Origin of the sequence: Micromonospora sp. DT4 (assembly GCF_049841675.1) — a bacterium.
Classification (GTDB): domain Bacteria; phylum Actinomycetota; class Actinomycetes; order Mycobacteriales; family Micromonosporaceae; genus Micromonospora.
The window spans coordinates 1-13,742 of record NZ_JBNCKT010000128.1 but is presented as its reverse complement, the minus strand read 5'-3'; the positions used below and the strand labels follow the sequence as shown (position 1 = coordinate 13,742).

The following is a 13,742-nucleotide window of genomic DNA, read 5'->3' as shown; positions in this document are numbered from 1 at the left end:
GCCTCGTCCACGATCGGGCCGGCAGCTTGGCGATCAGGGCGTCGACCCGGGTGGTGGTGAACAACCCGGAGGCGACCTGGTCGTCGCAGCGGGTGGCCATCACATACGACACGTCCTGTTCCTGCAGCCAGCCTCGTAGGCCCGGGTTCTGTCCGTAGGCCTCATCGGCGGTGAACCACGCGAACGGCACCCCAGCGGCGATCGCTCGCTCCAGCATCGCCCGCGCCTGCTGCGGCTTGGTCGCGAACGCCACCTCGTCAGGGATCGCCGCGTCCCGGCACCGCTGCCGGTCCTCGGTCCACGACTTCGGCAGGTACAACTCCCGGTCGATCAACGCCCGGCCCTTGCCAGAGGCGTAACACAGGAACGTACCGATCTGACAGTTCTCCGTCCGCCCCGCCGTCCCCGAATACTGCCGCTGCACACCCGCCGACCGGGTCCCCTTCTTCAGGCCGTCCCTGGCGCAGGCCAGCCCCGGCCGGCCGCACTCGCCGGTCAAGGGCAGTCAGGTCCCCTTCCCGCCGCTCGTGGACGATCCCCAGGGGATCCTGGCCCTGCCCGAGGGCTTCAGCTACACCGTGGTCACCCGGACCGGCGTCACCCGGCTCGACCGTGGCCAGGGCGTGACCCCGTCGGACCACGACGGCATGGCCGTCTACGGCGCCGGCCACGGTCGCTACACCCTGATCCAGAACCACGAGATCGACCCCGGCGCCGAGTTCGGTGTGCCGCACGTCAAGGGCACCGTCTACGACGCCGGCGCCGTCGACGCCGGTGGCTGCACCGTGATCAGGACCGACCGTGCGGGCCGCAACCTGGGCGAGTTCGTCGCGCTCTCCGGCACGATCTCCAACTGCGCCGGCGGGCCGACCCCGTGGGGCACCTGGCTGACCTGCGAGGAGACCGAGGACCGCGCCGGCGACAGGTGGGCGGAGGGTGACCGCTCCGGCGTCTTCGCCAAGGACCACGGGTACGTCTTCGAGGTCTGGGCCGACGGCAGCGCGGACCCGAGGCCGATCAAGTGCCTGGGCCGTTACTCCCACGAGGCCGTGGCGATCGACAAGGACCGCACCCACGTCTACCTCTCCGAGGACGCCGACGAGCCCAACGGCCTCTTCTACCGCTGGTCGGCGCCGCGCGGCGTGAAGCTGGGCCCCGGCGTGCTGACCCGCCTCGCGCCGGACGCGGGTGTCCTCGCCGCCATGCAGATCATCATGGACGACGGTTCCGTGTTGCCGGACGTCGCCTACCTGACCTCCGCCCAGCTCGGCCGCCCGTTCCCCGTACGGTGGATCGAGGTGCCGGACCGCGACGCGCGGCACACCTCCGTCCGCGAGCAGTTCGCCGACGGTCAGGTCACCCGTGGCCGCAAGTTCGAGGGCGTGTGGAGCACCGACGAGGGTGTGTACGTCGTCAACTCCTACGCGTGGGACGAGGGTGACCTGCCGGCGGACGCGGCGCCGCACGACGGCATGGTCTGGTTCTACCACTTCACGAACCAGACCATCCAGCTCGTGACGTACTTCCCGCACCAGGCCGCCGCCGAGGAGGGGACGCCGGTCAAGTACACCGACATCACCTTCGACGGCCCGGACAACGTGACGGTCACCCCGTGGGGGAGCCTCGTGCTCGCCGAGGACGGCAAGGGCGCCTCCCACGTGCTCAGCACCATTCCGGGCGGGCCGACGTACGCGATCGCCCGCAACCAGCTCAACGACTCGGAGTTCTGCGGGCCGACCTTCAGCGCCGACGGGAAGGTGCTGTTCGTCAACATGCAGGACCCGGGCCTGACCCTGGCCATAACCGGCCCGTGGGAGAAGTACCTGGGCTGACGACCGACGATCGACAGGTGGGGAGCAGGCGGCGGCCTGCTCCCCACCTGTGGTTTTTTCAAACCTCGGCAGGGCCTGACTGTTGTCACGAGTTCGCGTGCACCTCGCATCGAAGCCGGTGACTAGGCGCACTGGAGCCCGCCTGGGCCTGTCGACGAGACTCGATGCAACGCCGGAAGACAGCAGCCGGCCGGATTCGAGAGGTGGCGGGACAGTGGACGAACGCTACGACAGCTACTGCGCCGCGGATCGCCTCTTCTACGACTCGCTCGGCAGCGCCGTCGCGCAGCCGGTCTTCCCGGCTGCCGAGCGTCCGATCCCGACCGGGTGGCGGCGTGAGCCGCTCGATGACTGGCTGATCTACGCGCCGGACGGCGGTTCGCTGCCGCAGCAGGGCTGGAAGATCCACGTGTCGGCGGGTCTGGAGAACGCCGAGCGTGTGCTGGACGCCGTCTGGGACTACTGCGTCCCCCGGGGGCTGTCCTTCAAGTTCCTCCGAGGGCCCCGCACGCTGCTGCTGCGCAACTCCAAGTACGCCTCCCGGGCGGCCAGCGGTAAGTTCATCACCGTCTACCCGCACGACGACGCGGAGCTGGAGCTGGTCTGCAAGGAGCTTGACGAGCTGCTGACCGGCGAGCCCGGGCCGTACATCCTGAGCGACCTCCGCTACGGCGCCGGCCCGATCCACGTGCGCTACGGCGGCTTCGCAGCCCGCTACTGCCACTCGCCCGACGGCCAGGTCGTGCCGGCGATCGAGGACGACTCCGGCACGCTGGTGCCGGACCGCCGCGATCCCGTCTTCCACGTACCGGCCTGGGTCACCCTGCCCGACTTCCTCGGCCCGCACCTGGCGGCCCGCGGCGGTACCAGCACCGACCAGGTGCCCTACCGGATCGAACGGGTGATCCACTTCTCCAACGGCGGTGGGCTGTACGTGGGCCGGGACCTGCGTACCGACACCGAGGTGGTGCTGAAGGAGGCCCGTCCGCACGCCGGCCTGGACGCCGACGGCACCGACGCCGTCGCCCGGCTGGCCCGGGAGGCCGACGCCCTGCGACAACTCGCCGACCTGCCGCAGGTGCCGCGGGTGCACGACGAGTTCGACCTGGGGGAGCACCGGTTCCTCGCGCTGGAGTTCATCGAGGGTCGACCGTTGAACAAGGTGCTGGTCGACAGGTATCCGCTGATCGACGCCGACGCGACGGACGATGACCGGGCGGCGTACGCCCGCTGGGCCCGGCACGTCCACGAGCAGGTCGAGGCCCTCATCGCGGCGATCCACGAACGCGGTCTGGTCTACGGGGACCTGCACCTGTTCAACATCATGATCCGTCCCGACGACCGGGTCGCCCTCGTCGACTTCGAGGTGACCGCCCCGATCGACGGACACCGCCGCCCCGGGCTACGCAATCAGGGCTTCGCGGCGCCGCGGGACCGGACCGGGCCGGCGGTCGACAGGTACGCCCTGGCGTGCCTACGGTTGGCGCTGTTCCTGCCGCTGACCCAGCTGGTGCGGCTCACCCCGGCGAAGGCGGCGCACCTGGCCGACGTCATCGCCGCCAACTTCCCGGTGCCGAGGCCCTTCCTCGACGCCGCGGTCGAGGAGATCACCGGTGGCCCGCGGGTCGCGGACGTACACGACGTGCCCGTCACGCGGGAGAAGCTGGCGACGGCCATCCTGGCCAGTGCCACTCCGGCGCGCGACGACCGGCTCTTCCCCGGCGACATCGAGCAGTTCCGCAGCGGCGGCCTCAACCTCGCGCACGGCGCGGCGGGAGTGCTGTACGCGCTGCACACGAGCGGCGCCGGACGCTGGCCCGAGCACGAGGACTGGCTGGTACGGCGGGCGACCGCGCCCCCGTCCGGCACCCGCTGCGGCTTCTACGACGGGCTGCACGGCGTTGCCCACGTCCTCGAGAGCCTCGGACGCCGCCAGGACGCACTGGACGTGCTCGACATCTGCCTGCGTGAGCCCCTCGACGGGCTCGACCACAGCCTGGCGAGCGGGTTGTCCGGGATCGCGCTCAACCTGGCCGAGCTGGCCGCCCGCACCGGGGAGGAGTCGTTGCGCGACGCCGCGTGGCGGGCCGCCGAGCGGGTGGTCGGGCAACTCGCCGACGATCCCGGCCCGGACGTCAGCGGCGGTCGCCACCCGTACGCCGGGCTGCTGCGCGGCCGGACCGGACCGGCCTTGATGCTGCTGCGGCTCTACGAACTCAGCGGCGACGACGACCTGTTGGAACACGCCGCCACGGCGCTGCGCCAGGACCTGCGCCGGTGTGTGCTGCGCCCGGACGGCGCTCTGGAGGTCAACGAGGGCTGGCGGACCATGCCGTACCTCGCCCACGGCAGCGTCGGTATCGGACTGGTCCTCGATGCGTACCTGCGCCACCGCGACGACGACCGGTTCGCCGAGGCCAGCGCGGGGATTCGCTGTGCGGCCCGGTCACCGTTCTACGCGCAGTCCGGGCTCTTCGCCGGCCGGGCCGGCATCATCGCCTACCTCGCGGCCTCGGTCCACGACGGCGACCGCCGGGAACTCGCCGCGCAGGTGGACCGGCTGGCCTGGCACGCGCTGCCGTACCGGGAGGGGACCGCCTTCCCCGGTGAGCAGTTGCTCCGGCTCTCCATGGACTTCAGCACCGGCACCGCCGGCGTGCTGTACGCGCTGACCTGCGCGCGGCAGGACGACCCGCCCGTGCTGCCCTTCCTCGCGCCCCTGCCGGGCGCGCAGAGACTCCCCCGCCACAGCGGGGGCGACAGGATCGACGATCGGAAGGAAGGGAGGTGAACGACATGGCGCTTCTGGACCTCCAGGGCCTGGAGATGGCTCCGGCCGACCGCACGGGTGGCGGTAGCCGGGCGAGCCTGCTGCTCTGCGGCGACAGCTCGCTCTCCGTCACGACCTGCAACTGATCCGTCGCAAACGTGATCGCCCTGGGTGGGTAGACGTGCCCACCCAGGGCGACCGCGTAGCACCGGGAGGACCGATGTCGACGTTCGACGCGGGGGACCGGCTGCTGCGGCGGACGGTCCTTGCCGGCGGCGGCTGGACGGCCGGGCTGGCGGCGGTCGCGCTACTGGGCGCGGCCGCCGAACTGTTGCTTCCCACCGCCCTGGGCCGCGCCGTCGACGCCGCCCTCACCGGCGGCTCGATCTGGTGGGCGGTGTCCGCCTGCGGCCTGGTCGTCGCCCTCGTCTGCGTCGACAGCCTGACGGACCTGGCCAGCGGATTCGGTGCGGCACGCGCCACCGCCGGGCTACGCCGCCACCTGCTGCGCCACCTGTTCGCGCTGGACGTCCGTGCCACCCGTCGGTACCCGGTGGGTGATCTCGTCGGCCGGTTGGTCGGCCAGGCCGCCGACGCGGGACAGGCCGGCAATGCCGTCGTCCTGACCGTCGTGGCGGTGCTCCCGCCCCTGGGCAGCGTCGTCGCGCTCGCCATCCTGGAGCCGGTCCTGGGGATCACCCTGCTCGCCGGCCTCGGTCTGCTCGCCGTTCTCATGCGTGCCTTCGTGGCCGACGCCTCGACCGCGACCGCCGGGTACCAACGGGTGCTCGGCGTCATCGCCGGCCGACTGCTCGAGTCGCTGACCGGCGCCCGGACCATCGCCGCCGCCGCCACCGTCCGCCGCGAGGAGGCCCGGGTGCTGGCAGCCCTGCCGGAGTTGGGCCGGCACGGCCGACGCACGTGGGACCTGCTCGCCAGGGCGAGCGCACGCACCTCCGCCGTGGCGCCGCTGCTGCACCTGAGCGTCGTCGCGGTCGGCGGGTACGCCCTGACGGCGGGCTGGCTCACGCCCGGTGAACTGGTCGCCGCGGTCCGGTACGCGGCCATGGGCGCCGGCCTCGGTGCGGTCCTCGCCACACTCAACCACCTGGTACGCAGCCGCGCGGGGGCACACCGGGTGGCCGAGGCGCTGCGAGAGCCCGCCACCGCGACGGGCGACCGGCCCCTTCTGACCGGCGGCGGCGCGCTGCGACTGCGCGGGGTGTGTGTGTACGGCGACGATGGCAGCCCCATCCTGGACGGCATCGACCTGGACGTACCGGCCGGCGCGACAGTGGCCGTCGTCGGAGCGTCCGGCGCCGGTAAGTCGACTCTGGCCGCCGTGGCCGGACGGCTGCACGACCCGGACCGCGGTGAGGTGCGCCTCGATGGCGTACCGCTGCGTGATCTCGACGCGTCGGCGTTGCGCCGAGCCGTCGGCTACGCCTTCGACCAGCCGGTGCTGATCGGCGCTACGGTCCACGACGTGATCGGCCTGGCGTTGCCGCTCGCGTCCGCGACACCACCTGCCGACGGGCGTCCGGCCACGCCGGCGGTCCTGCGGGCGGCGCGCATGGCGGCGGTCGCCGACGTGATCGACCGTCTGCCCGAGGGGTACCGCACCCCGCTGGTGGACACACCGCTCTCCGGTGGTGAGACTCAACGCCTCGGCCTGGCCCGGGCGTTCGCCGCCGAACGGCTGCTCATCCTGGACGACGCCACGTCCAGCCTGGACACCGCGACCGAACACCGGATCACCGAGGCGGTCGTCGGGCGCGCCGGCGAGCGGACCCGACTGGTGGTCACCCACCGGACAGCGGCTGCCGCCCGCGCCGACCTCGTCGCCTGGCTGGACGGCGGTCGGCTGCGCGGCCTGGCGCCGCACCGGCAACTCTGGGCCGACCCGGACTACCGGGCTGTCTTCGAGCCGGCCGGCGGTGGGTCGTGAACCCGCTGACCGTACGCCAGGTGACCTGGCGGGCGCTGCGGGCCCGCCGGCGTGATCTCGCCCGGCTCTGCGGGTGGTCGCTCGTCGAGGCGCTGCCCGCGCTGCTCGCCGGCCTGCTGGTCGCCCGCGCCGTCGACGAGGGTTTTCTGGCCGGTCGCCTGGTCGACGGCCTGGCGTGGTTGGCGGCCCTCGCCGTGGCCGTGCTGGTCGGCGCGGCGGCGACCGGTCGGACGTACCGGAGCCTCGGCGCGGTGGTGGAGCCGTTCCGCGACGAGGTGGCCGCCCAGGTGGTGCGGGGTGCGCTGCGCGATGCCACCCGCGCGGGCGGTCGCCCGGACAGCGCGGCGATGACCCGGCTGACCCACCAGATGGAGATCGTCCGTGACACCTTCGCCGGTCTGCTGATGGTGACGCGTGGTTTCCTCTTCTCGGCGGGCGCGGCCCTGCTCGGCCTCCTCGCCCTCGCGCCGGTGGCGGCGGCGCTGGCCGCCGCGCCGCTGGTCGTCGGCCTGGTCGTGTTCCTCGCCGCGCTGCCGGCCACGGTCACGCACCAGCGGGCGTACGTCCGCGCGGGTGAGCGGTTGGGCCAGTCGGCGGCGACGGCGCTGGCCGGTCACCGCGACGTGCTGGCCTGTGGCGCCCAGGCGCGGGTGGAGTCCGACGTGGAGCGCCGGGTGTCGGCGCAGGCCGCCGCCGAGCGCACCCTCGCGCGGATGGCGGTGATCCGTAGCCTCAGCCTCGGTATCGGCGGCTGGTCGCCGCTGGTGGTGCTGCTCGTGGCCGCTCCGTGGCTGGTCGACCGCGGCATGACGGCCGGCGCGGTCCTGGGTGCGCTGATCTACGTGTCGACCGGGCTGCAACCTGCCCTGCACACCCTGGTGCAGGGCCTCGGCGGCGGCGGGTTGCGCTACGCGGTCACCCTGGAGAACATCCTGCGCGTCTATCCCCACCTCCCGGCGCCGGCGGAGGAGAACCCCCGCACGCGACCGCCGACCAGGCCGGTCGGCGGCTCGCCGGCCGTCGAGGTCCGGGAACTGACCTTCCGGTACGGCCCGATCGCCGAGCCCGTCCTGCGGAACTTCTCGGTGACGCTGGCCGACGGCGAGCACCTGGCCGTGGTGGGACCCAGTGGCGCGGGCAAGTCCACGCTGGCCGCCCTGCTGGCTGGTCTGGTGTCGCCACAGGAGGGCACGGTCCATCTCGCCGGTACTCCGGTCGCCGACGCCGAACCAGCCGTCCTGGCGGGGCTGCGGGTGTTGCTGCCGCAGGAGGCGTACGTCTTCACCGGCACGCTCGCCGACAACTTCCGCTACCTGCGGCCCGACGCCGACGACGACACCCTTGAGGTCGCCCTCGACGCGCTCGGCGCGCGTCCCCTGGCGACCAGGCTGGGTGGCCTGGACGCGCCGGTCGTACCGGCCCTGCTCTCCGCCGGTGAGCGGCAGCTCGTCGCGGCGGTCCGGGCCTGGCTCGCGCCCGCCCCGCTGGCGGTCCTCGACGAGGCGACCTGCCACCTCGACCCGGCACGGGAGGCGACCGTCGAGGCGGCCTTCGCCCGGCGGCCCGGCAGCCTCGTGGTGATCGCCCATCGGATCAGTTCCGCCCTGCGGGCCGACCGGGTGCTGGTCCTCGACGGCGACGCGCCCGCCGTGGGGACGCACGAGCAGTTGCTCGACCGCTCCGCCACCTACCGGGCGCTCGTCGGCTGCTGGGACGAGCCGATGACGCCGTTCCGGACGGTGGAGCGGCAGGGCTGAGACCCGCCGGTCAGATCCAGCCCGCCTCGCCCGCCAACCGCACCGCCTCCACCCGGGTGCGGGCACCCACCTTGCGGGCGATCCGACCGAGGTGGTTGCGGACGGTGCCGCGGGAGAGCCCGAGCGATGCCGCCACCTCGGCGACCGGCGCTCCCACCGCCGTCAACGTCAACACCTCCCTCTCGCGGTCCGTCAGCGGATCGTCCGAGCGTAGGGCCGCGACGACGAGGTCCGCGTCGAGGACGGGCTCCTGGCGGGCGAGCCGGCGGATACCGTCGACGACCCGCTGGGGAGCGGCGTCGTTGCGGAGGATGCCGACCGTCCGGGTGGGGCTGAGCATGCCTCGCAGTCGCCGGGCCCGGTGCGGGTGGACCAGCATCAGGAGGGGACACAGACCCAGGCGGCCGGAAACCTCCTCCTCGACCAGGTCGAGGTCGGCCACCACCACGTCCGGGCGCTGGGCACGGACGGCCGCCGGGACGGCGTCGCCGCGATCCACCTCCGCCACGACACGGATGTCCTCCTCGGCGGCGAGGACGAACGACAGCGCGCCCAGCACCAGAGCCCCGTCCAGAGCGAGCAGGGTACGGATCACGATGAGCCTTCCCGCGCTTGGATAATGATCACTCAACGTCAATATTCAAACACGCATCTTCCGGGGCCGCGCGGCGACGGGGCGAGTCCGTCCGCTTTCGACGGACCCGCCCCGCGATGCCTACAACCAGCCGTTACGCCGGGCGTGCCACACCGCCTCCAGCCGGTTGCGGGCCCCGATCTTGCGCAGGATCACCGACAGGTGATTGCGCACCGTCCCGTGGGCCAGGAAGAGGCGGCCGGCGATCTCCTTCAGCGGCAGACCCTCGGCCGCCATCCGCAGCACGTCCATCTCCCGAGGGGTCAACGGCATCTCCGGGGGGCTGAGCACCGCCACCGCGGCGGCCGGGTCGATCGCCCGCTCCCCGGCGGCGAGCGCGCGGATCGACCGCACCAACTCGACCAGAGGGCTGTCCTTACCGACCAGGCCGCGCGCCCCGGCCGCCAGCGCCGCCTTCACCAGCGCCGGGCTCCATCGAGGGCTCATGGCCAACACGGCGGCCTGCGGCGCCTCGACGCTGATCCGGGCGACCACCTCCACCGGGTCGGGCACCTCCGGCGTCAGCGCCAGCACGACCACCTGGGGTCTGCACCGGCGGACCGCCGTCAACAGCTCACCGACGCCCTCGACGTCGGCGACCACCTCCATGTCCTCCTCACGGGAGAGCGCGGCGCAGAGCGCCCCGCGCAGCAAACCCATATCCTCGGCGACAACAACGTGGATCACCGTGTTTCTCCGATCTCAGGTCCACGTCACGACGGGCACCGATCCCGGCGTATCCACGGGGTCGGCCACGACCGTCGTGCGCGTCAGGTCGGGCGGCCATTGGGCCTGCGCCGCCGTCAGGGCGGGCGGGCACGGGCACCATTGACCAGGCCAGTGGGGTGGGACCGACCGCGTGGGCCAGCGGCCCGGGTCGGTCGACCCGCCTCAGCCGGGGCGGGCGACTACTGACGGAGTTCGGCGCTCGATGAGGAGCGGCACGAGGTCGCGAGGTCTCTTCGCATCCACGTATGACGGCCGGTCGGCCGGTCGGATCAGGCCCGGCGCGGGCGGCGAACCCTCGTCGACACCGGCCGCGTCCTGGTCGGCCGGCGTGACGGGTCGGCCCGGGAGGCCATTTTTTGCGGCCACCGGGCCGGGACGCGCGGCCGGGCGTCCGGTCGCGGCGGTGAAAGGCGCGGGTTCGGTGCCGGACGTCGGCGGTCGCGCGGCCGAGGAGGGCGCGGCCGCGGCGCGTACGGGCGACAGCGGCGGATTCGCCGACGGCGGCAGTAGGGCCGGTGCGGGTACCGGGTCGGTCACCGGCACGGCGGCCCGTCCGAGTGCGGGGAGAGTGATCAGCCGAGGTGCCCTCGGAACGATCACCGCGCCGAGGTCGGGCGGTAGTACGGCGTCGACGACACGCAGGAGCGCCGTGACGAGAGGCTGGATCGGCAGTGCTCGCACCATGCCGACGACGTGGGGCAGCGGGGTGACCAGGCCTGCGGTGAGCGAACCGACCGGGCCGGGCAGCCCGAGGGGATCGGGCGCGGCGGGCCGGGGTGGATCATCGGCCGGCCGAGGTGGGTGGGCGCGGCGAGCCGGACGATGGGCCGCGCGAGCGACGGAGGCCGGCCGCAGTTCTTCGTGCCCGGTGGCACCGGCCGGGACGGACGTGCCGACCCGGGGTGGTGGCACGGACACGCGCGCTGCGCGTCGAGGCCGCCGAGGCCCCGTCGAGGGCAGTGCGTCCCGGGCGCGAACGACGCCACCGATGGCCCCGGTCGGCGGGCCGCCGGGCGTGTCATCGCGGCGGTGGTGGGTGCCCACCGCGCGCGGGCGGTCGCGGTCGGGCCGCTCGGCGACCGTGACCCTTGTGACCGGCTCGACCAGGGTCCCGACCTGTCGACGAAGCTCATCTCCGGAGCTGCTGCGCGTCCCGTCGGCGGCGGCCGGCCCCTGGAACAGGGCAGCCAGGAGGAAGCCGGCCCCGACGGCGACCGCGAGCAGCGCCACCCGCCGGGCGAGCCTGCGCAGCCGGCCGGCCACCGGTGGCGTGGATCGGCCCGGCGCAGACGTCGGCGCGGTTCCGTTGACGGGACTTCGCACGCGGGCGCGACCCCCTCTCCTTCTCGATAGCTGACCCATAGTAGCGATGCACTTACGTATTTGCACACGGTGATGCGGGTGGACGTGAGCTGTGCGGGCACCTCTGTCCGCCCGAGCGCGCCCGGCAGCGACTGAGCCGCCGGTCCGGACCGGCTGTCACGGCACGGGACCGCACCGGCGAGCCGTTTTCGGCAAACCAACCCACGGCACCCCATTCCCGCCGCTACTCCCAGCGGCAGCTGCCGCCGCTCGGTGAGGGTGGCGGCATCTTCAACGACGGCATCTTCCAGTTACAGCACGGCAAGATCTTCCGTACCGACGCCGGCCAACGCGGCGGCGGCGTCTTCAACCAGATCGGCCGGTTCGTCACCGAGGACAGTCAGATCAGTGAGAACGCCGCCAGCACGAGAAGCACCATCGAGAACGGCGGCGGCGTCTACATCGGCAGCGGCGTCGTCGTGCTGCGGCACACCATCGTCACCCGCAACAAGGCGTTCGGCACGAACTCGCGCGGCGGCGGGATCTACAACAGTGGCACCGTCACCCTCACGGAATCCAAGGTCACGGAGAACATCTCCGTCGTGGCGCCGGGTGGGGTCTTCAACAACGGTGGTCAGGTCACGGTGGACGACAAGTCGGTCATCAGTGGCAACCGGCCCACCAACTGCACGCCCAGCGCGCCACCCGTACCCAACTGCTTCGGCTGACCACCGCGGCACCCGGTCCCGCCCACGTCCTGACCACCAGGTCGGACCGTGGGCGGGACCCGCCGCGTGCGGTCAGAGCCGGGAGGTGAAGGTGGCCAGGAAGCGGTGCGGGGTGATGACGCCGGCGTTGTCGAAGCAGATCACGTCGACGTCGGCGTTGGTGGTGTACGTCCACGGTTGGGTGAGGTGGCAGTAGTTGCTGCCGGCGCCCTGCGCCACCACCTGGACGTGCGTCTCCTTGACACCGATCTGCGGGAACGTCGCCAGGTAGCGGCCGGCGGGCGCGATCGCCGCGACGGTGTTCGCGCCGACGCCGAGCACCGAGTTGTCGTTGGTCGGCCCGCCGACGGCGGTACCCAGGTAACCGAAGTACGACGGGGGGCCGAGGGAGCCGATCACCGGGCGGCGGCGGTGGTACGAGAGGGCGAAGTCGGTGTTGACGAAAGCGCCGGCCTGGTCGTAGCAGAAGACGTAGACCTGCACGTCGCTGCCGACCGCGCTCCAGGAGTAGACCTTGCATCGGCGCGGTCCGGCGTTCGGCTGCACGGCGGTGACCTGCACGTCGCCGGCGAGCACGCCGGCCAGTCCGACACCGGGCAGCCGCACCAGGTACTGCCCGACGCCGAGCGGCCCGACGGTGTTCACCACCCCGGTCGAGTTGTACGACTGCACCACCACGCCGCTGCTCCACTGCACGTACGCGTGCGAGGTGCCGGCCGGCAGCACGCCCGAGCTGGTTGTCCAGAGCACGGTGAACGGGGTGTCCTCGCGCGTACCGCCGGGTCGGTGGCACTGCACGTCGACGATCTCGTCGGCGCCGGACTGGAACCAGCGGACCACCTCGCAGTAGTGGCCGGTCCGGTTCACCGGGGTCACGTGCGGCACGCCCCGCGAGCTGGCGCCCACCTGCGGAAAGCGGACCTGGAACCGGCCTGGCGCGAGCTTGACGCCGTCGGCCCAGGCGGCCGGGAATGCCGTCTTCCAGCTACCCCACTGTCGGCTGGTGTCCAGCACGGTCCAGACCGTGACGGTGGGGTCCTTGACGTACGCGAATCCCCAGCGGTCGGCGGTGGCCGCGGCGGCCGGCGCCGGTGGCGCGAGTGCGCTGGCGGCCAGGGCGGCGGCCAGCGCGGTGGTGACGAGCGAGCGGAGACGCATGTGTTCCTCCATTCGACAGGGACGTGTCGGAGAGGAGTGTGCGGTTGGCGATGTCTCGGCTACAGTCAGCTACTGCGCGCTCCGGTGTCGGGTGTCGGCCACCGGCCGCGTGCATACGACGGACGGCCCCCACACTCGATCGTGGGGGCCGTCCGTCGGTGGGGTGCGTGTGGGGTCAGCCGCCGGCGAAGGTCACCTCGGTGCCGCACTTGGCATTCTGGTTCAGGCAGGACTTCACCAGGGGGCCGAGGTGGGCCGGGTCCCAGGCGTTCATGAAGTCACCGTGCATCGAGGACGGCTTGCCGGAGGAGAGGCTGAGGCCGTCCCCGCCCAGCGACTGGTAGTTGACCATGAAGGACAGGTCCGGCACCGCTACCGGGTACTTGCCGGTGCAGACGCCGTTGACCGGGTCGCCCATGTGCGACTTGTGGTCGGGGGAGTCGATGTTCTTACCGTCCCAGCAGTCCTTGAAGACGAGCTGGAAGATGAGGTTGCCGCCGGGGGCGCAGACCGGCCAGTTGCCGTCGGCGCTGCGACCGGTCTCGGCGCTGCCGGCGCACCAGAACTGGTTGCTGCCGGCGTTCTTCGGGGTGTCGACCTGCTTCTTGGCGTCGCCCTCGACCATCCGCAGGCCCGGCGGGAACGGCTTGACGGTGGACGGGTCCTTGACCCGCGAGCCGTAGTAGACCCGGAAGCTCTTCATCGGTACGGGCTTGCCGTCCTTGCGCAGCTCCGGCGTCCAGTAGGCGCTCAGGTCACCGGGGGCGTTGCACGTGGTCTTCGAGGACAGCAGCTGGTCGGTCGTGGTTATTGACCAGTAACCCAAAGGTGCCGTGATCGTTGTCCGTGTATGGGTGTTGCGGTACGTGATGCGCGGCGGCTTT

12 protein-coding genes and 1 pseudogene are annotated in these 13,742 nt (G+C 72.5%); 6 read left to right on the top strand and 7 right to left on the bottom strand.

Annotation, left to right across the window (positions count from 1 at the left end):
- A pseudogene (locus tag ACLQ24_RS25380) lies at nucleotides 1–451 on the bottom strand (IS701 family transposase); the annotation flags it as partial.
- 7 nt (nucleotides 452–458) lie between these two features.
- Between ACLQ24_RS25380 and ACLQ24_RS25375 the strand changes: the two are divergent.
- The 5 genes from ACLQ24_RS25375 to ACLQ24_RS25355 all read left to right on the top strand — a co-directional run bounded on the left by ACLQ24_RS25375 (nucleotide 459) and on the right by ACLQ24_RS25355 (nucleotide 8,307).
- Complete coding sequence (locus ACLQ24_RS25375; RefSeq protein WP_425894218.1) at nucleotides 459–1,832, top strand: alkaline phosphatase PhoX; 1,374 nt, start codon at nucleotides 459–461, stop codon at nucleotides 1,830–1,832.
- A 214-nt stretch (nucleotides 1,833–2,046) separates the two neighbouring features.
- On the top strand, nucleotides 2,047–4,623 hold the full coding sequence (gene lanKC / locus ACLQ24_RS25370; protein ID WP_425894217.1) for a class III lanthionine synthetase LanKC: 2,577 nt from the start codon (nucleotides 2,047–2,049) through the stop codon (nucleotides 4,621–4,623).
- Nucleotides 4,624–4,628: 5 nt separating this feature from the next.
- Entirely contained in the window at nucleotides 4,629–4,748 is a 120-nt protein-coding gene (locus ACLQ24_RS25365) for a SapB/AmfS family lanthipeptide (protein WP_013734295.1), read from the top strand.
- Between the two features lie 74 nt (nucleotides 4,749–4,822).
- Complete coding sequence (locus ACLQ24_RS25360) at nucleotides 4,823–6,550, top strand: ABC transporter ATP-binding protein (protein WP_425894216.1); 1,728 nt, start codon at nucleotides 4,823–4,825, stop codon at nucleotides 6,548–6,550.
- On the top strand, nucleotides 6,547–8,307 hold the full coding sequence (locus tag ACLQ24_RS25355; protein WP_425894215.1) for an ATP-binding cassette domain-containing protein: 1,761 nt from the start codon (nucleotides 6,547–6,549) through the stop codon (nucleotides 8,305–8,307). The genes ACLQ24_RS25360 and ACLQ24_RS25355 overlap by 4 nt, the downstream gene beginning before the upstream one ends.
- 10 nt (nucleotides 8,308–8,317) lie before the next feature.
- Here ACLQ24_RS25355 and ACLQ24_RS25350 read toward each other — a convergent pair whose 3' ends face one another.
- The 4 genes from ACLQ24_RS25350 to ACLQ24_RS25335 all read right to left on the bottom strand — a co-directional run bounded on the left by ACLQ24_RS25350 (nucleotide 8,318) and on the right by ACLQ24_RS25335 (nucleotide 11,463).
- Nucleotides 8,318–8,902: a response regulator transcription factor gene (locus ACLQ24_RS25350; RefSeq protein ID WP_425894214.1), complete on the bottom strand. Its 585-nt coding sequence runs from the start codon at nucleotides 8,900–8,902 to the stop codon at nucleotides 8,318–8,320.
- Between the two features lie 120 nt (nucleotides 8,903–9,022).
- The gene (locus tag ACLQ24_RS25345; RefSeq protein WP_425894213.1) at nucleotides 9,023–9,628 is read right to left on the bottom strand and encodes a response regulator transcription factor; all 606 of its coding nucleotides are present in this window, start codon (nucleotides 9,626–9,628) and stop codon (nucleotides 9,023–9,025) included.
- 204 nt (nucleotides 9,629–9,832) lie between these two features.
- Nucleotides 9,833–10,993: a hypothetical protein gene (locus tag ACLQ24_RS25340; RefSeq protein ID WP_425894212.1), complete on the bottom strand. Its 1,161-nt coding sequence runs from the start codon at nucleotides 10,991–10,993 to the stop codon at nucleotides 9,833–9,835.
- 290 nt (nucleotides 10,994–11,283) lie between these two features.
- On the bottom strand, nucleotides 11,284–11,463 hold the full coding sequence (locus ACLQ24_RS25335) for a hypothetical protein (RefSeq protein ID WP_425894211.1): 180 nt from the start codon (nucleotides 11,461–11,463) through the stop codon (nucleotides 11,284–11,286).
- Here ACLQ24_RS25335 and ACLQ24_RS25330 point away from each other — a divergent pair.
- Nucleotides 11,452–11,700 carry a hypothetical protein gene (locus ACLQ24_RS25330; RefSeq protein WP_425894210.1) on the top strand — a complete coding sequence of 83 codons (249 nt, stop codon included), beginning with the start codon at nucleotides 11,452–11,454 and terminating at the stop codon, nucleotides 11,698–11,700. The genes ACLQ24_RS25335 and ACLQ24_RS25330 overlap by 12 nt on opposite strands.
- A gap of 72 nt (nucleotides 11,701–11,772) precedes the next feature.
- Here ACLQ24_RS25330 and ACLQ24_RS25325 read toward each other — a convergent pair whose 3' ends face one another.
- Both ACLQ24_RS25325 and ACLQ24_RS25320 read right to left on the bottom strand, forming a co-directional pair.
- Nucleotides 11,773–12,858 carry a hypothetical protein gene (locus ACLQ24_RS25325; RefSeq protein ID WP_425894209.1) on the bottom strand — a complete coding sequence of 362 codons (1,086 nt, stop codon included), beginning with the start codon at nucleotides 12,856–12,858 and terminating at the stop codon, nucleotides 11,773–11,775.
- A 175-nt stretch (nucleotides 12,859–13,033) separates the two neighbouring features.
- A partial coding sequence (locus ACLQ24_RS25320; RefSeq protein WP_425894208.1) for a DUF1996 domain-containing protein occupies nucleotides 13,034–13,742 on the bottom strand: 709 nt, incomplete at its 5' end.

Excerpts from the sequence above, each read along its gene's own strand:
- ACLQ24_RS25360 (WP_425894216.1), top strand. The coding sequence starts at position 4,823 with ATGTCGACGTTCGACGCGGGGGACCGGCTGCTGCGGCGGACGGTCCTT.
- ACLQ24_RS25325 (WP_425894209.1), bottom strand. The coding sequence starts at position 12,858 with ATGCGTCTCCGCTCGCTCGTCACCACCGCGCTGGCCGCCGCCCTGGCC.
- ACLQ24_RS25365 (WP_013734295.1), top strand. The coding sequence starts at position 4,629 with ATGGCGCTTCTGGACCTCCAGGGCCTGGAGATGGCTCCGGCCGACCGC.